19 protein-coding genes and 1 pseudogene are annotated in these 18,659 nt (G+C 62.4%); 7 read left to right on the top strand and 13 right to left on the bottom strand.

What is annotated here, in order from left to right:
- A pseudogene (locus WB528_RS05575) lies at nt 1-321 on the top strand (MFS transporter); the annotation flags it as partial.
- 10 nt (nt 322-331) lie between these two features.
- Here WB528_RS05575 and WB528_RS05570 read toward each other — a convergent pair.
- The 11 genes from WB528_RS05570 to dctP all read right to left on the bottom strand — a co-directional run bounded on the left by WB528_RS05570 (nt 332) and on the right by dctP (nt 10,363).
- Nucleotides 332-826 carry a VOC family protein gene (locus WB528_RS05570; protein ID WP_423887430.1) on the bottom strand — a complete coding sequence of 165 codons (495 nt, stop codon included), beginning with the start codon at nt 824-826 and terminating at the stop codon, nt 332-334.
- 46 nt (nt 827-872) lie between these two features.
- Nucleotides 873-1,418 (bottom strand): carboxymuconolactone decarboxylase family protein, encoded by a 546-nt coding sequence (locus tag WB528_RS05565; RefSeq protein ID WP_423887429.1) that lies wholly within the window; start codon nt 1,416-1,418, stop codon nt 873-875.
- A gap of 131 nt (nt 1,419-1,549) precedes the next feature.
- Nucleotides 1,550-2,587 carry an amino acid ABC transporter substrate-binding protein gene (locus WB528_RS05560; protein WP_423887428.1) on the bottom strand — a complete coding sequence of 346 codons (1,038 nt, stop codon included), beginning with the start codon at nt 2,585-2,587 and terminating at the stop codon, nt 1,550-1,552.
- A gap of 56 nt (nt 2,588-2,643) precedes the next feature.
- Entirely contained in the window at nt 2,644-3,237 is a 594-nt protein-coding gene (locus tag WB528_RS05555) for a L,D-transpeptidase (protein ID WP_423887427.1), read from the bottom strand.
- A gap of 275 nt (nt 3,238-3,512) precedes the next feature.
- Nucleotides 3,513-4,124 (bottom strand): sigma-70 family RNA polymerase sigma factor, encoded by a 612-nt coding sequence (locus WB528_RS05550; protein ID WP_423887426.1) that lies wholly within the window; start codon nt 4,122-4,124, stop codon nt 3,513-3,515.
- A gap of 277 nt (nt 4,125-4,401) precedes the next feature.
- Nucleotides 4,402-4,932: a hypothetical protein gene (locus WB528_RS05545; protein WP_423887425.1), complete on the bottom strand. Its 531-nt coding sequence runs from the start codon at nt 4,930-4,932 to the stop codon at nt 4,402-4,404.
- Nucleotides 4,933-5,207: 275 nt separating this feature from the next.
- The gene (locus tag WB528_RS05540) at nt 5,208-5,939 is read right to left on the bottom strand and encodes a response regulator (RefSeq protein ID WP_423887424.1); all 732 of its coding nucleotides are present in this window, start codon (nt 5,937-5,939) and stop codon (nt 5,208-5,210) included.
- 4 nt (nt 5,940-5,943) lie between these two features.
- Nucleotides 5,944-7,683 carry an ATP-binding response regulator gene (locus WB528_RS05535; RefSeq protein WP_423887423.1) on the bottom strand — a complete coding sequence of 580 codons (1,740 nt, stop codon included), beginning with the start codon at nt 7,681-7,683 and terminating at the stop codon, nt 5,944-5,946.
- A complete protein-coding gene (locus WB528_RS05530; protein WP_423887431.1) occupies nt 7,653-9,710 on the bottom strand; it encodes an ATP-binding protein in 2,058 nt (685 codons plus the stop codon). The genes WB528_RS05535 and WB528_RS05530 overlap by 31 nt, the downstream gene beginning before the upstream one ends.
- 31 nt (nt 9,711-9,741) lie before the next feature.
- Nucleotides 9,742-9,864: a hypothetical protein gene (locus WB528_RS05525; protein ID WP_423887422.1), complete on the bottom strand. Its 123-nt coding sequence runs from the start codon at nt 9,862-9,864 to the stop codon at nt 9,742-9,744.
- A complete protein-coding gene (gene dctP / locus WB528_RS05520; RefSeq protein ID WP_423887421.1) occupies nt 9,848-10,363 on the bottom strand; it encodes a TRAP transporter substrate-binding protein DctP in 516 nt (171 codons plus the stop codon). Before dctP ends, WB528_RS05525 begins: the two co-directional genes overlap by 17 nt.
- Before the next feature lie 101 nt (nt 10,364-10,464).
- Here dctP and WB528_RS05515 point away from each other — a divergent pair, with 101 nt between their 5' ends.
- From WB528_RS05515 to WB528_RS05495, 5 genes are read left to right on the top strand one after another with little or no spacing between them, the layout of a single operon-like run.
- Entirely contained in the window at nt 10,465-11,235 is a 771-nt protein-coding gene (locus tag WB528_RS05515) for a hypothetical protein (RefSeq protein ID WP_423887420.1), read from the top strand.
- Between the two features lies 1 nt (nt 11,236).
- The gene (locus tag WB528_RS05510) at nt 11,237-11,419 is read left to right on the top strand and encodes a DUF4089 domain-containing protein (RefSeq protein WP_423887419.1); all 183 of its coding nucleotides are present in this window, start codon (nt 11,237-11,239) and stop codon (nt 11,417-11,419) included.
- Between the two features lie 25 nt (nt 11,420-11,444).
- A complete protein-coding gene (locus tag WB528_RS05505; protein ID WP_423887418.1) occupies nt 11,445-12,833 on the top strand; it encodes an AtzE family amidohydrolase in 1,389 nt (462 codons plus the stop codon).
- A gap of 1 nt (nt 12,834) precedes the next feature.
- Nucleotides 12,835-13,233, top strand: a complete 399-nt coding sequence (hpxZ, locus tag WB528_RS05500) for an oxalurate catabolism protein HpxZ (protein ID WP_423887417.1) — start codon at nt 12,835-12,837, stop codon at nt 13,231-13,233.
- Nucleotides 13,230-13,964 (top strand): GntR family transcriptional regulator, encoded by a 735-nt coding sequence (locus WB528_RS05495; protein WP_423887416.1) that lies wholly within the window; start codon nt 13,230-13,232, stop codon nt 13,962-13,964. The genes hpxZ and WB528_RS05495 overlap by 4 nt, the downstream gene beginning before the upstream one ends.
- A 15-nt stretch (nt 13,965-13,979) precedes the next feature.
- Here the strand turns inward: WB528_RS05495 and atzF are convergent, their stop codons facing one another.
- Nucleotides 13,980-15,773, bottom strand: coding sequence for an allophanate hydrolase (gene atzF / locus WB528_RS05490; protein WP_423887415.1), 1,794 nt, complete (start codon nt 15,771-15,773; stop codon nt 13,980-13,982).
- 262 nt (nt 15,774-16,035) lie between these two features.
- A complete protein-coding gene (locus WB528_RS05485; RefSeq protein WP_423887414.1) occupies nt 16,036-17,319 on the bottom strand; it encodes an NAD(P)/FAD-dependent oxidoreductase in 1,284 nt (427 codons plus the stop codon).
- A 371-nt stretch (nt 17,320-17,690) separates the two neighbouring features.
- Between WB528_RS05485 and WB528_RS05480 the strand changes: the two genes are divergently transcribed.
- Nucleotides 17,691-18,659 (top strand): ABC transporter substrate-binding protein (locus tag WB528_RS05480; RefSeq protein WP_423887413.1); only part of this gene is annotated, 969 nt, incomplete at its 3' end.

The raw sequence follows: 18,659 nt of genomic DNA, 5'->3' as shown, positions 1-18,659 counted from the left end.
AGCCAGGCGCTGGCGCTTGCAGTCGTTATCAATTGTCGCAATGAAACGGTGTTGATCGCCGCCTGCGCTGTGTTCGGGTTTTCAGTCGGCAACCTGATCACGCTGCCGTCGTTAATCGTGCAGCGCGAGTTCGATGCCCGTTCGTTTGGCGTGTTGATCAGCCTGCTGACCGCGGTCACACAGGTGACCTATGCCTTTGGGCCAGGCGTTATCGGCGCGCTGCGCGACTTGTCGGGGTCCTACACGTTGCCGTTTTACGGCTGCATTGCGCTCGAATTGATGGCGGCCGCCATCATCATGCTCCGCCGAAGGCCCGCATGACGCATCAGAGCTAGGCGACGCGCTGCCGCATCAGGTCTTCGATATCCAGTCGTTTCGTAAACATCGCGAGCGAACCGTCCGCCGCGCGCGGCCACTCGGCTTGCGGCCGGTCCCAATAAAGTTCGACGCCGTTTTCGTCGGGGTCACGCAAATAAAGTGCCTGGCTCACGCCATGGTCGCTGGCGCCGTCGAGCGGGATGCCGGCGCTGGTGACGCGATACAGTGCATCTGCCAGCGCCGGGCGGGTCGGATACAGGATCGCGGTGTGAAACAGCCCGGTCGTTCCCGGCGCAGGCGGATGGCCGCCTTTGCTTTCCCAGGTGTTCAGCCCGATGTGGTGGTGATACCCGCCCGCCGAGATGAAGGCGGCGTCGGTGCCATAGCGTTGCATCAGCTCGAAGCCAAGGATGCCGCAATAGAAGCCCAGCGCGCGATCGAGATCGGCGACCTTCAAATGAACATGGCCGATCTTCGTGCCGGCGACGATGGGCGGATTTTGCGACATGGCTACTCCCCTGGGTGACTGCTAGCATTTAGGGAGCGGCCAAAGCTCACGCAAGCTCGGACATTTGTCCGTCGGGCAGGCCGAATTCGAAGGTGTTCAGCGTCATCGAGACCAGGGTGTAATAGCCGCAAAGGCCGATGACCTCCACGACCCCGCGCTCGGAGAGAACGTTGACGGCTTCGTCATAGAGTGGGCGGGCCAGTCCGTGACCCTCGTGCAGCGATTTGGCGACGTCGTAGATCATCTTCGCCTTGGGATCGTCGAATGTGGGCGTACGGCGATCGCGGATGTCGTCGGCGATCTGGGGATCCATCCCGCCCGCGAGCGCGAGGCGCTTGTGGGCGAACCACTCGTAATGCGAGGTCCAGTACCGCGCCGTGACGAGGATGGCTATCTCGGACAATTTGGCCGGAAATATCGTGTCGAAGCGCAACACCTCGCCAAGCCTCGTGGCGTGACGCGCCATCTCCGGACTATTGAGCCAGGCCATCATCGGGGCCGGCGGCCTGCCGCGCTTGCCGGCGATCGCTTCGTCGTAGGTCTGTTTCTGCTCGGCGCTCATTTCCCCGGGCGAAAGCAATTTCAGCCGCATCTTTTTCTCCTTGTTCTTTGATTGCCGCGTTGCTGACGATCGTCATCGCGAGCGCCAGCGAAGCGATCCAGTCCTGGCAGAGGATTTATTCTGGATGCTCGAAGCTCACGCTCCTCGCAATGGCGAGAGGACTACCGGATCGGCGGCGCGTATTGAATGCCGCCGGCGCTCCAGAGCTGGTTAAGTCCGCGCGGGATCTTCAGCCTGGATTCCGAGCCGACATTGCGCTCATAGACTTCACCGTAGTTGCCGACATGCCTGATGATGCGAACCGCCCAGTCCTTTGTCAGGCCCAATTCCTCGCCGTAGTTGCCTTCGGTCCCGACCAGCCGCATCACGTCAGGCTTTTTGGACTTGAGCGCCTCGTCGATGTTCTTGGAGGTGACGCCAAGCTCCTCGGCGTTGATCATGGCATAAAGCGTCCACTTCACGATCAGCATCCAATCGTCGTCGCGCTCCCGTACCACTGGCGCCAACGGCTCCTTCGAGATCACGTCGGGCAGGATCGTGTGCTCGCCCGGCTTGGCGAAGTTGAGCCGCAACGCATAAAGCTGGGATACGTCGGCCGTCAGCGTGTCGCACTGGCCGGATTCATAAGCTTTGACGACGTCGTCCAGTTTGCCGAACTTCTTCTCCTCGTACTTCATGTTGTTGGCGCGGAAGTAGTCGGCGAGGTTGAGTACGGTCGTGGTGCCGTCCTGCACGCAAACCTTGCTGCCATTGAGGTCGAGTGCGGAATCGATGTTGCGCGAGCGGGGTAGCATGAAGCCCTGGCCGTCATAATAGGCGACAGCCGGGAAATAGAGGTCGTAGGCGGTCTCGCGCGACAGGCTCCAGGTCGAGTTGCGCGAGAGAATGTCCACTTTGCGATTTTGCAATTCCCGGAATCGCTCGTTGGCATCGAGCGGAATGAATTTCGCTTTCTTCGGGTCGTCGAAGATGGCGGATGCGACCGCGCGGCAGAAGTCGACGTCGAACCCGGTCCAGTTGCCCTGGTCGTCGGGAATCGAGAAGCCAGGCAGCCCCTTGTTGACGCCGCACAGCACTTCGCCGCGGCGAACGGTCCGCTTCAGCGTGCGCGTGTCATAGAACTCGTAGGTGACGGCAACAGCCGCGACCGCAACGGCGACCAATAGCCCAATCAGCAGGCCGCCTCGGAATGTCCGCATGATCTGTCCCTCGCCCCGTCGGGAAGTTGAAATGGCTTTTTAGAAATATGCTGGAATCACAGTTCCGGCCTTTGCCGCACCACGACCTTGGTGCCCACCGGGACCCGGTCATAGAGATCGGCGACGTCGGCGTTGACCAGCCGGAAGCAACCGGACGATATCTTGGTGCCGATCGTATCCGGACGATTGGTGCCGTGAATGCGATAGACCGTGGACCCCAGATACATCGCACGCGCCCCGAGCGGATTGCCTGGTCCGCCGGCCATGAAACGTGGCAGGTAAGGCTGGCGCTCGATCATTTCCGGCGGCGGCACCCAGTCAGGCCATTCGGCCTTGCGGGTAATGGTCAACAAGCCCTGCCACTGAAACCCGTCGCGGCCGACACCGATGCCATAACGCAGCGCGCGTCCGCCCGGCTGCACCAGATAGAGATGCCGCTCAGCCGTCGAGATGATGATGGTGCCCGGGGGCTCGGTGGTGCGGTAATACACCATCTGCTTCTGCCACTCCGGATTGAGCTCGTAGGAATCATCGGCGATCAGGCCGGGTTGGTCGCCGGGATCGGCCTGTTGCGCAAAACTGTGCGAGGTTGAAAGCATCAGGCCTGCCGCCGCAATCGTCATGCAGATCAGGTGACGAAATTTTGTCATTCAAGCTCTCCCCACCGCTCGGTCGCCGGAGTCGCCGGGCCGGTACAACGATGATGCCAATTGCTTCCCATCAAATCTCAGGGGCGGCATAATGGCAAGCAAGCCGGACATCCCGGTCCCGCACCTTGTTTACAGGCAAGGCGGCTGTTTTCAAAAAGCAACCTTTCAAGGCGGTTTGGGCAAGGGCTGCAGCATCGGGCGCTTGAATATGACAGTGATCCGACGCCGCGGTTGCGGCGCGGATTCTGTCATGCGCGATGACGCGGTGGGGCGGCTTAAGCGGCCAGACTTTCCACGCCGGCTACCTTGAGCAGGTCGCCAAGCTGCTTGCGGGCATAGAACATTCGGGTCTTCACCGTGCTCGGGGGAATGCCGATGATAAGGCCGGCTTCCTCGACTGACTTCTCATGATAGTAGACGAGGTTGATGATCTCCCGGTGCGCCGGCGACAGTTTTGCCACGCAGGCGCGCAGGATGGCGCTTGTGGTAGAGCGGTCGAGGCAGGCTTCCGGTGTCTCGCCCTCGTCGGCAATCTCAAGCATTTCCTCCTGATCGATGTCCTCGTGCCGGCGCTGACGCAGCGCGGTCAGCGCCTTGAAACGGGCGATGGACAGGAGCCAGGTCGATACCTGGGATCGCCCCTGAAACTGGCTTGCGGTACGCCACACGTCGAGGAAAACCTGGCTGGTCAAATCCTCAGCGGTAGTGGTGTCCCGCACCATTCGCAGGATGAAGCGATAAACCCGCACGTGATGGCGGGAATAAAGCGTATGCATCGCGGTAGGACCGCCCTCGGCAATGCTTTCAAGCAGCGCCTCGTCGGACGTCGCCTGAGCGGCGATGATGCCCCTTTGAACTGCGGCATTGATGGCAACGACTTTCGGCATGACGCTCTCCCGGTGTCGCCCTGTGGCGGCGCTTTGTTGACCCATTGGTAGTCAGCGAAAGTTTCGGGACGTCTGCACGAAAAGGGGAAAATGGTTTCGTGGGCGGGAAAATTGTTTCGTCGCAACGCCTGCGACGAAACAATCGGCGGAAAAAAGCCAGCAAATTTAAGAAGATAAATTTTTATTGGCCGGGACGGCAGTGGTCACGGGCTACAGGGAACAAAAGCCTGCAAAGATAGCCGGCGACCCCCGGCCGGTCGTTTTCGGCGTCGAATCGTCAGCGGCAGCTCGAATTGGCGGTGAGGATGTCGTGCATCACCTGGCTCTGGATCGCCGGCGCGGCCGTCAGGGAGACATGTCCGTAACTGGTTTTTCCCATGTCGACGTTTTGCAGCGTGCCGTGGAAGTGTCCGTCGCGTTCCACCGCGGTGCCGACCCCGGTGGAAAGGTAGAAATTCTTCAGAAGGTGGACATTATCGGGGGCGACCGTCTTGATGACGGGGTCGATCGTCACGATCAGGGCGACGTGAAGACCGGCCTGCCGCATCTGCTCGGCCATGCTTACGGCCGCGCTCGCGCCGAGGGAATGACCGACCAGTACGACAGAACTGATCCGCCCGCTCTTGCAGTCCTCGATGGCTTCGTGGGCCAGCGCATCCGAAAATGCGTGATTGGCGATGGTCACGTCGATGTTTCGGTGCTGGAGCTCTTCGTTGAGTTGGTCGATCCCCGGTGACAGAACGTTGGTCAATCCGCGTAGCAGATAGACCTTCTTGTGCGCGGGGGCTGCTGCCGCTGTCTGAGCCATGCTGATCGCCGTCAGCACCAGGAGCAGGCACGTATTCGAAGAGCGGAAAATGGCACGGAACAGAGAAAGCATCGGAACGGCAGTCCTTGACGTACAACGCGGCGCCTGCCGCGAATGACAGGCGCGAAGGCGCTCTGGGCCAGAAGCCGGATCGCCATCGTGAATGAGCTTATGGTTTAAGTATGATCCTCGCGCGAACGCTTTTTCCAGAGCCGTTGTGTGGGAAAAGCGGCTTTCCCACAGGGCGCTCAGCGCGTGTTTGAAGCGACAACCGTTCAGGTCTTGTCGCCGGCGGGTGAGAACAGGTATCCGCCGCCGCGAATCGTCCTTATGACGGCCGGCTTGGTCGGATCGATCTCGATCTTGCGGCGAATTCGCATGATGCGAAGGTCAACGGCGCGATCGAAAGCTTCGCTGTCGCGGGCGTTGGCAAGCTCCAGCAGCCGCTCGCGCGACAGCACGCGCTTCGGATTGGCCGCAAACACCTTGAGCAGCCCGAATTCGGAAGCCGTCAGCGGGTGCTCGTTGCCTTCATCGTCGCGCAGCGCCTGCGCCTGAAGATCGAGCCATTTGGTTCCGAATCGGACCAGCGCATCCTTCGCCTTCGCGCCCCCGGCATCGGCTTGTGTCCGGGCCGGCGTGCTTCGCCGCAAGACGGAGCGGATACGCGCCATGAGTTCGCGCAATTCGCAGGGCTTTGCGACGTAGTCGTCGGCGCCAAGTTCGAGTCCAACCACACGGTCGATCGGGCTTGCGGTGGCCGTCAGCATGATCACCGGTACGTTGGTGCGGCTCTTCAGGTCTCGAATGATCGAGAGGCCGTCTTCTTCCGGCATGTTCAGGTCGAGCACCACCAAATCAGGCACGCCAGCCTCGATAGCGCCGCGCAGACTCTTGCCGCCGTCGCAAAGCGTTACGGTAAAACCGTGCATCTTGAGGTAGTCGCCGACCATCTCGCGGGCCGGCGCCTCGTCGTCGACAATGATGATGTGCGGACTTTGGCTCATGGGATTACGCTTCCGCGGGCAAGGTGATGGTGAACGTCGAGCCCTGTCCGGGTCCGGCGCTGTTGGCTGTAACTTCGCCGCCATGCATGTCAACAATGCGTTTGACGATCGACAGGCCGAGGCCCGTCGAGCTTTCGCCCGCCGTGGGCTTGGCGGACAACCGCTGGAAACGGCCGAACAGCCGGCCGATATCCTCCGGCGACAGCCCGGCGCCTTCGTCGACAACGCGAATCACGGTGTTATTCGAATCCTGGTCGACCTGCACCGAAATGTTGCCGCCGACGGGGCTGTACTTGATGGCATTGCTGATGAGGTTGTCGATGGCTTCGCGGATCCGGTCCACGTCGCACGCCGTGATCAGGTTAGGCGCGGCCGAAACCGTAATCGATTGCTGCTTGTTGACGGCCAACGGCTGGTTGGCGTCGGTGACTTCGCCGACCAAAGCGGCGATGTCGACTGGCTCGCGGCGGATCGTGATGTCGAAGGCGTCCGCCATTGCGTCCGAGATCAGGTGATCGACCATCGAGGTCAGGCGCTTGGTCGCGTCGCGAATGTGATCGACCTGGGCATTGACGTTGTCGCGCGAGGACCCGGCGGCGATCAGCTCGGTCAGCATTTCGGTGCGGCCGAGAATGACGCTCAGCGGATTCTTCAGGTCGTGGGCGACGGTGCCGAGAATTTCGTTCTTGAAGCCGTTGGCGCGTTGCAGCCGCAGCCATTGCGCCGACAACCGGCGATTGGCCTGCATCAGCGCGCGGGTTCGTTGCGCCACGCGGTCCTCGAGCTGGGTGTTGGCCTGCTGAAGCTGCTGGTAGAGGATGACATTGTCGAACGCGATCGAAAGCCGGCTGCCGAAAATCTCGACCAGCGAGCGGTCGGTCTCCGACAATGGCCGCTCGGCCTGAAGCAGCACCACGACTTCGCGTCCGCTGCCGGTGCGAACGTAGAGCACGGTGCGGTGATCGACGAATTCATGCTTGCGCCGCCGGAAGGCGGCCTCAACCATCGAGCGCAAATCGGTGTCGAGTGATTGGGCGCCCGAGGTGCCGATGAAGCGGCTGTAGCAGCCCGAACCGGCCAGCACGGAGAAATCGCCACCGATATCACCGCCGTCGCGCAGCACCAGAATGCCGGCGCAATCGACATTGAGGAGCGAGGCGATCTGCGTCAGCACGCCTTCGGCGAGGCGTTGCATCGATTTGAAATCGTACAGCGTCGAGGCGGCGTCGATAATGATCTCAAGCCCGCGCCGGGTCTGGACCATGCGCTCGAGCTGCTGGTAGCTGCGCAACGCCGCCGTGAGCGAGGTAAACAGCTTGTCGGCCGTGAGCTCGGTCTTCGCCTTGTAGTCGTTGATGTCGTACTGGACGATGACGCGACGTTCCGGAGCCTGTCCGGGCTGTCCGGTGCGCAGGATAATGCGGACCGTCTCGTTGCGAAGTTCGTTGCGGATATATTCCACGAGGTCGAGGCCGGCGGCGTCGGTCTCCATGATGACGTCGAGCAGCACGGCGGCGATATCGGGATGCGCGCGCATGAGCGCGCGGCCCTCGCTGCCGGAATAGGCCGACAGGATTTCGAGGCCTTGTCCGTTGAGGCTGTAGTCGCTCAGCGCAAACCGCGTGCCCTCGTGCACCGCCTGATCGTCGTCGATGACCGCGATTTTCCATTTGCGCGCGCCCGGGACTTCCGGTTCGGCGCCGGAATCGTCGATCAGGTGGAGGACATCGTCCTGTTCGGCCATGAAGAGGTCCTGTCGCGATCCTGGGTTTCGATGGGCTGACCGCCCTTGGCAGCTTTAGGCATGATAATGCGAAACGTGGTGCCTTGTCCCGGCCTTGACTCCAGCATCATCCGGCCACCCAGCTGCTGGGTGACGAGATTGTACACGATGTGCAGGCCAAGTCCGGTCCCGCCCTCGTTGCGGCGCGTGGTGAAGAACGGATCGAACGCCTGCCGCTGAACGTCGGGGGTCATGCCGGCGCCGTCGTCGGCAAATATGATCTCGACATCGTCGCTGCCGCGCGGCTTGGCCGAGATCGTGATGGTGCCGGAGCGCCCGTCGGGGAAGGCATGGTTGGCGGCGTTGAGGAACAGGTTGGTCAGGATCTGGCCGTAGGAGCCGGGATAGCCGTCGATGACGAGGTTTTCGGGCATCTCGACCGACAGCGCAATCGACGCCTTCTTCAGCGCGGGGCGCAGGCTTGCGATGATCTGGTCGGTCGCCTCGGCGAGGCTGAACGTCCGCCGCTCGGCGTGGGAGCGGTCCACCGCCACCTGCTTGAAGGACTGAATGAGTTCGCCGGCGCGATGCAGATTGCCCACGAGCTGCTGGGCGGCATCGCGCGAGGTCTTGACGAATTCGTCGAGCTGCGAGCGCCGCAACCCGTTACCGCTGCTCAGCTCGGCCTCGAAGGCCTCAGCGCGGCGGGCGAAACTCGAAGCAACCGTCAGGCTGATGCCGATCGGGTTGTTCACCTCGTGCGCGACGCCGGCGACCAGGCCGCCGAGCGCGGCCAGGCGTTCGGCGTCGATCAGGTTTTGCTGGGCGGCATTCAGTTCGTGCAACGCGTTTTCCGCCTTTTCCTTGGACGCGCGCAACTCGTCCTCGGTCTTGCGCTTGGCAATGGCGTTCTCGCGGAACACTTCTACCGCGCGCGCCATCTCGCCTACCTCATCCTTGGCGCCGGTGCCCTGGACCTTGCGGTTAAAGTCGCCCGACGTGATCGCGTGCATCGCGGTCATGATCTGCTGCAGCGGTAGACGGATCGAGAGCGCGATCAACACGCCGGCAGTGATGATGATCCCTAGGAAGATCACGGCGATCGAGAGCACTTTTCGGGAAATATCGGCCAGCGTCTGGTCGAAGGTTTCCTGCGCCTTCTGCTCGCGCTGTCTCATTTTGACGGATAGCTCGTCGATGATGTCGGACGCCTTCACCTGGCTGGCATCGATCGCGTCGCTCAGCAATTCGGTGCGGCTCGTGAGTTGCGACGACAGTTTGGTGAGCCCTTCGCTGAGCGCCTTGGCGCGCGTATCCAGACGCTGCAGCGCCATCCGTTGCAGATCGTTGTCCGCAAGGTCGATCATCACGGGAATAGTCTGCCGGATGGTCTCGGTGTTGCGGCTGGCTTCTTCGGCCGAGGCAGTCGCAAGCGAGAGGTAATAGGAATTGGCGGCGACCAGCATCGCGGTGAAGGCCTCGCGCGATTTGCCAAGCGACGGCCAGATCAGCGCATCGCGATGGCCGGTTGCGCCCTCGATGATCGAATAAAGCCCGGCCATGTCGCGGGCCGGCGTGAGGACCTCGTCTTCATAGGTCTTCGATATCGTCGCCTGTACCGCGCGCAGCTGGCTGAAGCCGTTGAGAAAGCGTTCGGTGACATGCTCAAACCGCTCGACCGACCCCGACAGCATCGGGTCGGTCGAGGCCCGTGTCTTCAGGGTGCCCAGCACGGTTTCGCGCGAATGTGAGATCTCGGCGAACGTCTCAGGGCTTGGCTGGTTGATGTAGCGATGGATCAGGTTTTGCAGATGGCCGGTTTCACTCTCGAGCGTGGCCAGGATCTTGTCGGATTCCCGCACCTGCCGCACATCGTCCCAGGCCGACCCCAGCACCTGGACGCCGTTCCAGATCAGCGCCACCAGCACCACGACGACCGCCGAGTTCAGCGCCGCGATCGACAGGATGCGCCAGCGGATTGGCACCGCCCGGACCAGCGCGACCAGCCGCGAATGGCCGCGCCCCGCGAAACCCGCCGGCGCATCCATGGTCCCGTGCTGGTTGTTGGTCTGATCCAATTCAGTCGACCTTGCAAATTCGCTCGATCAGCGCGGTTGCGGCCGGATCGTGCAGGGCCTTGGCGTAGATGCCGGCCATGGCCGCTTCGAACGGCTTGCGGTCGAAGTCACTGACGATTGTCACACCGGCCGCCTGGTTCCGCGCCATCGATCAGCTTGGTGGCAAAGCCAGTTCGCACCTGACCATACGGTAGCTCAATCGGCACGGCGCCGAGTGCCCTGATCATGTCGGACATCAACTCCGATTGCTGCACGCGAAGCCTCAAGCCCTTCATGTCGGCGATCGTGCGGATCGGCCTGACGCGGTTGTAGATCGACCTTGCCCCGGAATCGTAGAAAGCGAGGCCGACGAATCCATAGGGCTCGAAGCTGCCCAGGATTTCGTCGCCGATCGGGCCATCCAGGACTTTCTGCAAATGCTCGATGGAGCGAAACAAAAACGGCATTGCCAACACATTCATGGCCGGTACAAAGGTTCCGATCAGCGCCACGTTGGTGCGATTGAGATCGATTGCGCCAGCGCGGGTCTGTTCGATCGTTTCCTTCTCCTCGCCAAGCTGGCGCGAATGAAACACGCGAATCTGCAATCGCCCTCCGGTTTTCTCCTCGATCAGCCGGCCCATGAAGCGAAGCGCCTCGACGGTCGGGTAGTCCCCGTTCTGGGGCGGCGCGAAATTCGCGTGCCGGCGCAGTCATCGTGACCGCGGTCAGAAGCAGCGCGGCCATGATCGCGGTGGTCCGTGAAATGCCGGCGCCGATGAACAGAGGCAACTTACCCCCTCGTAATAAGGTCGATGGCGGAGAAAAAAGGTTCAACACGATCTCACGTTGGATTTTAGAGCATAAATTCGCTCAAGCCGCCGCGCTGTGGGCGCGTGACGGCCACGTGCGGCCCGCCTTTCGAACCGGCCATCGCCGGCCAACAGTGAGGCGGCGAGCGGCCGGCATCTGCTCATTTGTTCAGCAAGTTTATCGCTTTGCACCAACGGGTTTTTGCGCCCATATCGCCGCCTCGCGCGGAGTCGGCTCACGATCCGCTAATAAAATCAGTGATTTAACGGTAGTTAACGAAGCCCTAGGCCTTGGCACGAACCTTGCGACATCCGTTCCAGAAGGCGCTGCGGTTTTCTCAAACCCGTATCGAGCAACGCCGTCGGCGCGGTGGTGCGGGCACCCCGCGATACGTCTTGGAGTAGTGGCGCAGATGAAGGCCGGCTCGTTGCCCGACAAGGAGCTGTCTGATGTCGTCGAGGACAGCATCGTTCGCGTCGGACGGCGCCATCCGGGAGCGATGCCTGAAGCGCGACGAACCGGCTGTCTGGAGTTGAAGATCGTGCGGCTATTCGAGCATCCACGAACCGGAGGATCGCAGGTGGGACGCTGCGGACCGGATCTTGGGCGACGCGTAGAATGCCTATACAAAGGGATTGCTGACGACTATTTCCCCATCCGCGCTGCCGCTCAGGTTACGGAAGAACGAAAGAACAAAGGTTGAAATGGCTGAAGATTCGCTGGATGATTATATCGATGCCGCCTCGAAGGCGCTGAGGCTTCCGGTCAAGGAGGCCTGGAAACCTGCGGTGCGGGCCAATCTCGAAGTGTCCATGAGATTGGCGCGACTGGTCGACGAGTTTGCGTTACCTGACGACGCCGAGCCCGCCGATGTCTTCACAGCGTGACGCGATGACAGGCGCCGGAGACGGGATGTCTGCGCTCGACATCGCGCAGGCGGTCAAGGACAAGAAGTTTTCAGCCCTCGATGCCATCGAAGCGGCGTTGGCACGGATCGCCAAGCACGATTCAGTTCTGAATTCATTTACCGACGTTACCGCTGAACGCGCGCGGGCGAAGGCTCGTGAAGTCGATGCCGCGCTCGCGGCCGGAAAAAATCCCGGACCGCTTGCCGGCGTGCCGTTTGCCGTAAAGAACCTGTTCGACGTAAGAGGTCTGTCGACCCGCGCTGGATCGAAGATCAACCGCGATCTTCCCGCTGCCACTCGCGATGCCACACTGATCGAGCGGCTCGAAGCCGCCGGCGCCGTGCTGGTCGGCGCGCTCAACATGGGCGAATACGCCTATGACTTCACCGGCGAAAACATCCACGATGGTCCGTCGCGCAATCCGCATGATGTAACGCGCATGACCGGCGGTTCGTCGGGCGGCTCCGGTGCCGCAGTCGGCGGCGCGCTGGTGCCGCTGGCGCTCGGCTCGGACACCAACGGTTCGATCCGGGTGCCGTCGTCGTTTTGCGGAATCTTTGGATTGAAGCCGACCTACGGCCGGCTCTCCCGTGCGCGCTCGTTTCCGTTTGTCTTCAGCTTCGATCACGTCGGCCCGCTTGCGCGCTCGGTCGGCGACCTCGCGCTCGCCTATGACGCGATGCAGGGACCGGATACTGCCGATGCTGCCTGCACGACGCTGCCGCCGGAACCGGTCTCTTCGTCGCTCGCCCAGGGCATCGGCGATCTGCGCATCGCAACCGCCGGCGGCTATTTCCGGAAAAATGTCTTTCCAGAAGCGATCGAGGCGGTAGGCCGGGTCGCGAAGGCACTCGGCGTGAACCGCATGGTGGAATTCCCGGAAGCCGCCCGCGCCCGCGCTGCCGCCTATGTCATTTCGACGTGCGAAGGCGCCTCGCTTCATCTCGATCGGCTGCGCACACGGCCGGAGGATTTCGATCCCGCCGTTCGTGACCGTCTTATCGCGGGTGCGATGATCCCGGCCCCGATGGTCGATCGCGCGCAAAAATTTCGCCGCTGGTATCGTACGCAGGTCCTTGAGCTGTTCAAATCGGTCGACGTCATTCTGGCGCCGGCGACGCCTTGCGTCGCGCCAAAGCTTGGTCAGGTGAATTTCACCCTCGACGGAGTCGAAATGCCGGTACGCGCCAATATCGGCATCCACACCCAGCCGATCTCCTTCATCGGCCTTCCGGTGATCGCGGTCCCGGTCCCGCTGGAGCCGATGCCGATCGGCGTGCAGATCATCGCCGCGCCATGGCGGGAGGATATCGCGTTTCGGGTCGCATCCGCGCTGGAGCGCGAAGGGGTGGTGTCCGCGCCACGACCAAAGGGACATTTGAGGGGGATTTGAGATGCAGGTCGATCTTCCCGATGTGCTCGCTGAGGTGACTGCGCAATTTGCGCGTTATGAAAAGGCGCTGGTGAGCAACGACGTTGCGGTGCTCGACGAACTGTTCCACGACGACCCGCGCACGCTTCGCTATGGCGGTGGCGAAAACCTCTACGGCTATCGGGAGATCAGGGCGTTTCGTGCGGGCCGCCCGGCGGTCGGCCTGATGCGGCGGATCGAGCGCACCGTGATCACGACCTACGGCCGCGACATGGCGGTCGCCTCGACCTTGTTCTATCGCGACACGGCGCCAGGCAAGGCCGGACGGCAGATGCAGACGTGGGTGCGGTTTCCGCAAGGGTGGAGAATCGTGGCCGCGCATGTCAGCGTGATCGATGAGCCACGGGATCAAAAGGCATGAGCCTTGAGGATATTCCAGATCGCGCGCTGCTTCGCTCCATCGGGGCAGCCAAAACGACCGTTCGTCCCGGTGGCCCGGGCGTACGCGCCGACAAGCTGACGCGTGCCGAGGAATTGCGCCTGCAACTGGCCGACGAGATCGTGCGCGGCGCGTTGGCGCCGGGCGCGGCACTGGACGAGACCGAGATCGCGCGGCGCTTCAACGTGTCGCGCACGCCGGTGCGTGAAGCGTTGCGGCAATTGGCGGCTTCAGGGCTGATCGAGGCGCGTGCCCATCGCGGCGCGGTGGTCGCCCAGCCGTCGATCGAACGCCTCGGCGGAATGTTCGAGGCGATGGCGGAGCTTGAGGCGCTGTGTGCGGGTCTCGCCGCAGAGCGAATGACGCCGGCCGAACGCCACCGGCTCGAGGCTATCCACGAGGAATTGCGGGTGCTGAGCCATGCCGGCAATCCCGATCGCTTTCACGCGATCAACGAGCACTTTCACAATGCGATCTATGCCGGCGCGCAGAACGGCCATATTGCCGAGATCACACTGGCGACGCGCAAACGCGTGCAGCCATTCCGCCGCGCCCAATTCCGCAATCTCGGACGGCTTGCCCAATCGCATGCCGAGCACGACCGCGTCGTGGTGGCTATTCTGCGTGGCGACCGCAACGGCGCGGCAAGCGCGATGCGCGCACATATCGAGCGGGTGCACGGCGAATACGAGCTTTACGCGGTTTCGGTGTAAGACATCTTTCGCGGTCTATCCCGCCGCCTTCGTCATGAAGCTGCGCCAACCGCCAAACTCGGAAATATCCCGCGCACCGGCAATACCGGCAGCTTCCACGATAAAGCCCTTCACGCCACGGCCGTCCTTCAGGCGCACCGTGCCGATCGATAGCGGCGGTGGGATCGCGGCGACAAACTTCGCAAACGCCACGGCCGGCAGCGCCCACACCTCAAGTTCGATCGACACGCCGGCGCCGGCTTCGACGCGCAGCAGTCCCGGTTTTGGCGGCGTGGTGGCTAGCGCATAGAGCCGGTAATCCGGCGCGGTTGAAGTCGCCTCGACCAGCCGGCCGTCAAGCTCCTTCAATTCACCGTTCAGCGCCATTCCGGAAAGATGCGCGCCAACCACGGCAATCGGGATTTCGTCGCCGGTCAAGGTCTGGTCAAGGTCGGCCAGCGACGGTGCCGCCACGCCCTTGGCGCCCAACGTCAGTTTCGTGTGCGCCTGAAAGACGCGGCCGATGCTGGCGAGCTGCGCGTCCTGGCCGGCGGGCGCCAGCAGCGTGATGCCGAAAGGAATCTCGTCGGTGCGGATCGCCGACGGCAGAGCGAGGCCGCAGAGGTCGAGCAGGTTGACGAAGTTGGTATAGGTTCCAAGCCTTGAGTTGAGTTCGATCGGGTTGGCCAGCACCTGCGCTGTCGAATAGGAGGTCGGCGCGGTCGGCAATACCAGCGCGTCGATATTGGCGTAGGCGTGCTCGGCGGTGCGCCGCAGCGCCTGCAAGCGATAAAGTGCGGCGAACGTGTCGGCGGCCGAAATCCGGCTACCGGCAATTGTGATCTCCCGCGTCACCGGATGAATCGCATCGGGCGAAGACGCCAGAAGATTGCGGATCACGAGATAGCGCTCGGCTACCCACGGCCCTTCATAGAGCAGCCGCGCGGTTTCATAGAACGGCCCGAGATCGAAGTCGACCAGGGTGGCTCCGAGCGAACGCCATCGTTCCAGCGCCGCTGCGTAGGCTGCTTCCTGCGCCTTGTCGCCGAAGAAGATGAGCTGGCCGTCGTGCGGCACGCCGAGCCGCAGGCCTTGCGGAAACGGACTCAGTCTCGAAAGCGTCCGGTGACGCGAAAAAGGATCTGATGGGTCGGGGCCAGCCATCACCGAGAGCGCCGACATCGCGTCGTCGACGGTGAGCGAAAACACCGACACGCAATCGAGGGTACGGCAGGCCGGCACGACGCCCGTGGTCGGAACCAGGCCGAGGCTCGGCTTCAACCCGACGATATTGTTGAGCATCGCCGGCACCCGGCCGCTTCCCGCCGTATCGGTACCGAGTGAGAGCGGCACCAGCCCGGCTGAGACGGCGACCGCCGATCCCGAACTCGATCCGCCCGGAATGAGATCGGCGCGCATCGGATTGGTCGGAATGCCGTAAGGAGAGCGCACGCCGACCAGGCCGGTCGCGAATTGGTCGAGATTGGTTTTGCCGATGATGATGGCGCCGGCCTGGCGCAGCCGCGCCACCACGGTGGCGTCGCGCGTCGGCGTGTAGGCATAGGCCGGGCACGCCGCCGTCGTCGGCAATCCCGCGACATCGATATTGTCCTTCACCGCGACCGGAATACCGAGCAGTGGAAGTGCGCCGGCATCCTTTGCGGCCAGCCGCTCCGCTTCCGCAATCGCGTCTTTCTCGTCACGCAGGCTGATGAAGATGGCGGGGTCGTTGTGTTCGCGGATGCGCTTGAAACTGCGCGCGACGGTCTGCGCCGGCGACTGGCTCCCTGCGCGATGCGCAGCAACGATGGCAGCGACGGTCTCGGTCACGCTTCGCCCCGACGCGGCGTGCGGGCGGTTTGAATCCCGGTGGATGAGGGCGGAAGCATCATGACGGACCGGGTTCTGAAGACGTAGAGATGTCTTCCGTTTTGAAGCAATTGGTGTGCCATTGTGTACGTTGGTTGGGTCGGCTCATCTCCGGCGATGGCTCAGTCATATCAAGTGTTTGAAGGAATGCCACGCTATCGGAAGCGCTGCTTTCGCATGGCTCGCTGCCGGTTTTATGGGCAGCGTTTTGCCCGCCGTCCCTCTAGCGTCCCACCTTGCTGGAGCCTTGCGTAATCAAGCGCGCGGCGCGCTGGTTGCGCGCGTGACTCCAGAGCCAGCTGATGGCGACGGCGAGCCGGTTGCGCAGGCCGATCAGGAAATAGATATGGGCAATACCCCAGATCCACCACGCCAAGGTCCCGCGCAGCTTGATCGTGCCGAAATCGATCACCGCCTTGCGCTTGCCGATCTGGGCCAGGCTGCCCGCATGGCTGTAGCGAAACGGCATGGACGTTTGTCCTGAAAGCCGGGCCTTGATCGATGCGGCGACATGACGCCCCTGCTGTTTGGCAGCGGGCGCGATGCCCGGCACCGGCTTTCCCTCCCGGTCTGCGATCGCGATGGTGTCCCCAACCGCGAAGATATCGGGATGGCCGGGTACGGTAAGGTCAGGCAAGACCTGCAACCGTCCCGCGCGGTCGGCCGCCGCATGCAGCCATTCGGCGGCAGGAGAAGCGCGCACGCCGGCAGCCCAGATCAAGGTCCGCGCTTGAAGGCGCTTGCCGTCATAGATGACGCCGTCGGCGGAGCATTCGGTGACGGCCTGTCCCAGCATCACCTCGACGCCGATACTTTCCAGCGAGGCTTGCGCGTAGGCCGAGAGATCGTCGGCAAAGCCCGCCAGCACGCGCGGCCCAGCCTCGATCAGCACCACGCGCGCCTGACGGGTGTCGATATTGCGAAACTCGGGCCGCAGCGTGTCGCGTGCCAGTTCGGCGATGGTGCCGGCGAGCTCGACGCCGGTCGGGCCGGCGCCGATAATGACAAAGGTCAGAAGCGCGGCGCGCTTCTCGGGATCGGTTTCGCGTTCGGCGCGTTCGAAGGCGACCAGGATTCGTCGCCGCAAGGTGGTGGCGTCTTCGAGTGTTTTCAGTCCGGGCGCGAACGGCTCCCATTCGTCGTGGCCGAAATAGGCGTGGCGCGCGCCGGTCGCGAGCACCAGCGTGTCGTAAGGGAGCGTATCGCCATCCTCGAACAGCACGCGCTTGTTGTCGGCATCGACGCCGCTGACTGTTGCGAACAGGGTAGTGACCTCGCTCCTGTCTCGCATCAGATGTCGGACCGGCCAGGCGATTTCGGACGTGGCGAGCGAAGCGGTCGCAACCTGATACAGCAGCGGTTGAAACAGGTGGTGGTTCCGTCGATCGATCAGCGTGATCTTGACCGGTGCGCCCTTTAGCCTCAACGCGCATTCCAGCCCGCCGAAGCCGGCGCCCACGATCACCACGCAATGCGCGTCTTTCCGATCAAGTGCTGGAGAATTCATGGCGCCCCACGTTCGAACGGCTCTCCTCTCTGTGTAAGCGTTCGGCGGCCCCGCTCAAGGCCGGATTTCCGATGGGCCGATTGCGAAAGCCGATTGTTCGCTAGCCGAACGACCGAAACCGAACCCGAAAACCAGCACTATAATTCTTGCCTCCGGCGACCGCGGCGAATTATGGTGCATGCGGCTGCGGTATGGTCCGAAGGTTCAAAGAGGGAGCCGTCGGTTCGTGCTTGCTGTGGGCCCGCGATTTCGCGCACAAAACAAGGCATTCAAAGGCGTGGAAAGCGCTGGCTCAAACAGCGCGGCGCTAACGGCTGGCCACCTGGGCAGGAACAAGTGGGCAGAAAAAGAGTACGGAGGAGGGACATCACATGAGAATGGCATTCTGGCTTGCGGGCGTAGCTGCGCTTGCTTTGGCTCAACCCGCGGTGGCAGGGGACACGATCAAGATCGGTTTTGTCTCGACGTTCAGCGGTCCGACCGCTGTCATCGGTAACGACATGCGCAATTCCTTCGAGCTCGCGCTCGACCATCTCGGCCGCAAGATGGGCGGCAAGCCGGTCGAAGTGATCTATGAGGACGACCAGCAGAAGCCGGATATCGGCAAGCAGAAGACCGAAAAGCTGGTGCAGTCCGATCATGTCGACTTCATCGCCGGCTATATCTGGTCGAACGTGCTGCTCGCTTCGCTCAAGACCGCGGTGGATTCGCAGACTTTCTTGATCAGCGCGAACGCCGGCCCCAACCAGCTCGCGGGTGAACTGTGTTCGCCTTATGTGTTCTCGACCTCCTGGCAGAACGACCAGACGCCGGCGGCGATGGGTCTTTATATGAACCAGAAGGGCGTCAAATCGGTGTTCCTGATCGGGCCCAACTATGCCGCGGGCAAGGACATGCTGGCGGGCGTCAAGAGCACGTTCAAGGGCCAGGTGCTGGGTGAGGAATATACGGTGTGGCCGAGCCAGCTCGACTTCTCGGCTGAATTGACCAAGGCGCGCAACTCGAAGGCGGAGTCGATCTTCGTGTTCTATCCGGGCGCGGCCGGGGTGCAGTTCCTCAATCAATATGTGCAGGCCGGTCTCAAGCAGCAGATGCCGCTTTATACCGCCTTCACCGTCGACGAATTGTCGCTGCCCTTGCAGAAGGACAATGCGCTCGGCATTCCCGGTGCGCAGGAGTGGGTGAACGACCTGCCGAACGAGCAGAACAAGAAGTTCGTCGCGGATTACCGCAAGAAATATGCGCCCGCGCTCCCGACCTATTTCGGCGCGCAGGCCTATGACGCGGCGCAGTTGATCAACTGCGCGGTGGTCGCGGTCAAGGGCGACACTTCCAAGAAG

This window comes from Bradyrhizobium sp. (assembly GCF_049586575.1).
Lineage (GTDB): Bacteria > Pseudomonadota > Alphaproteobacteria > Rhizobiales > Xanthobacteraceae > Bradyrhizobium.
The sequence above is the reverse complement of the archived record's forward strand: the minus strand, read 5'-3'. Positions and strand labels throughout refer to the sequence as shown.

What these genes read in the sequence shown, in the direction of transcription:
- WB528_RS05570 (WP_423887430.1), bottom strand. Translation starts at nt 826, where the DNA reads ATGTCGCAAAATCCGCCCATCGTCGCCGGCACGAAGATCGGCCATGTT.
- WB528_RS05565 (WP_423887429.1), bottom strand. Translation starts at nt 1,418, where the DNA reads ATGCGGCTGAAATTGCTTTCGCCCGGGGAAATGAGCGCCGAGCAGAAA.
- WB528_RS05560 (WP_423887428.1), bottom strand. Translation starts at nt 2,587, where the DNA reads ATGCGGACATTCCGAGGCGGCCTGCTGATTGGGCTATTGGTCGCCGTT.
- WB528_RS05555 (WP_423887427.1), bottom strand. Translation starts at nt 3,237, where the DNA reads ATGACAAAATTTCGTCACCTGATCTGCATGACGATTGCGGCGGCAGGC.
- WB528_RS05550 (WP_423887426.1), bottom strand. Translation starts at nt 4,124, where the DNA reads ATGCCGAAAGTCGTTGCCATCAATGCCGCAGTTCAAAGGGGCATCATC.
- WB528_RS05545 (WP_423887425.1), bottom strand. Translation starts at nt 4,932, where the DNA reads ATGGCTCAGACAGCGGCAGCAGCCCCCGCGCACAAGAAGGTCTATCTG.
- WB528_RS05540 (WP_423887424.1), bottom strand. Translation starts at nt 5,939, where the DNA reads ATGAGCCAAAGTCCGCACATCATCATTGTCGACGACGAGGCGCCGGCC.
- WB528_RS05535 (WP_423887423.1), bottom strand. Translation starts at nt 7,683, where the DNA reads ATGGCCGAACAGGACGATGTCCTCCACCTGATCGACGATTCCGGCGCC.
- WB528_RS05530 (WP_423887431.1), bottom strand. Translation starts at nt 9,710, where the DNA reads ATGGATGCGCCGGCGGGTTTCGCGGGGCGCGGCCATTCGCGGCTGGTC.
- dctP (WP_423887421.1), bottom strand. Translation starts at nt 10,363, where the DNA reads ATGGGCCGGCTGATCGAGGAGAAAACCGGAGGGCGATTGCAGATTCGC.
- WB528_RS05515 (WP_423887420.1), top strand. Translation starts at nt 10,465, where the DNA reads ATGATCGCGGTGGTCCGTGAAATGCCGGCGCCGATGAACAGAGGCAAC.
- WB528_RS05510 (WP_423887419.1), top strand. Translation starts at nt 11,237, where the DNA reads ATGGCTGAAGATTCGCTGGATGATTATATCGATGCCGCCTCGAAGGCG.
- WB528_RS05505 (WP_423887418.1), top strand. Translation starts at nt 11,445, where the DNA reads ATGTCTGCGCTCGACATCGCGCAGGCGGTCAAGGACAAGAAGTTTTCA.
- hpxZ (WP_423887417.1), top strand. Translation starts at nt 12,835, where the DNA reads ATGCAGGTCGATCTTCCCGATGTGCTCGCTGAGGTGACTGCGCAATTT.
- WB528_RS05495 (WP_423887416.1), top strand. Translation starts at nt 13,230, where the DNA reads ATGAGCCTTGAGGATATTCCAGATCGCGCGCTGCTTCGCTCCATCGGG.
- WB528_RS05485 (WP_423887414.1), bottom strand. Translation starts at nt 17,319, where the DNA reads ATGAATTCTCCAGCACTTGATCGGAAAGACGCGCATTGCGTGGTGATC.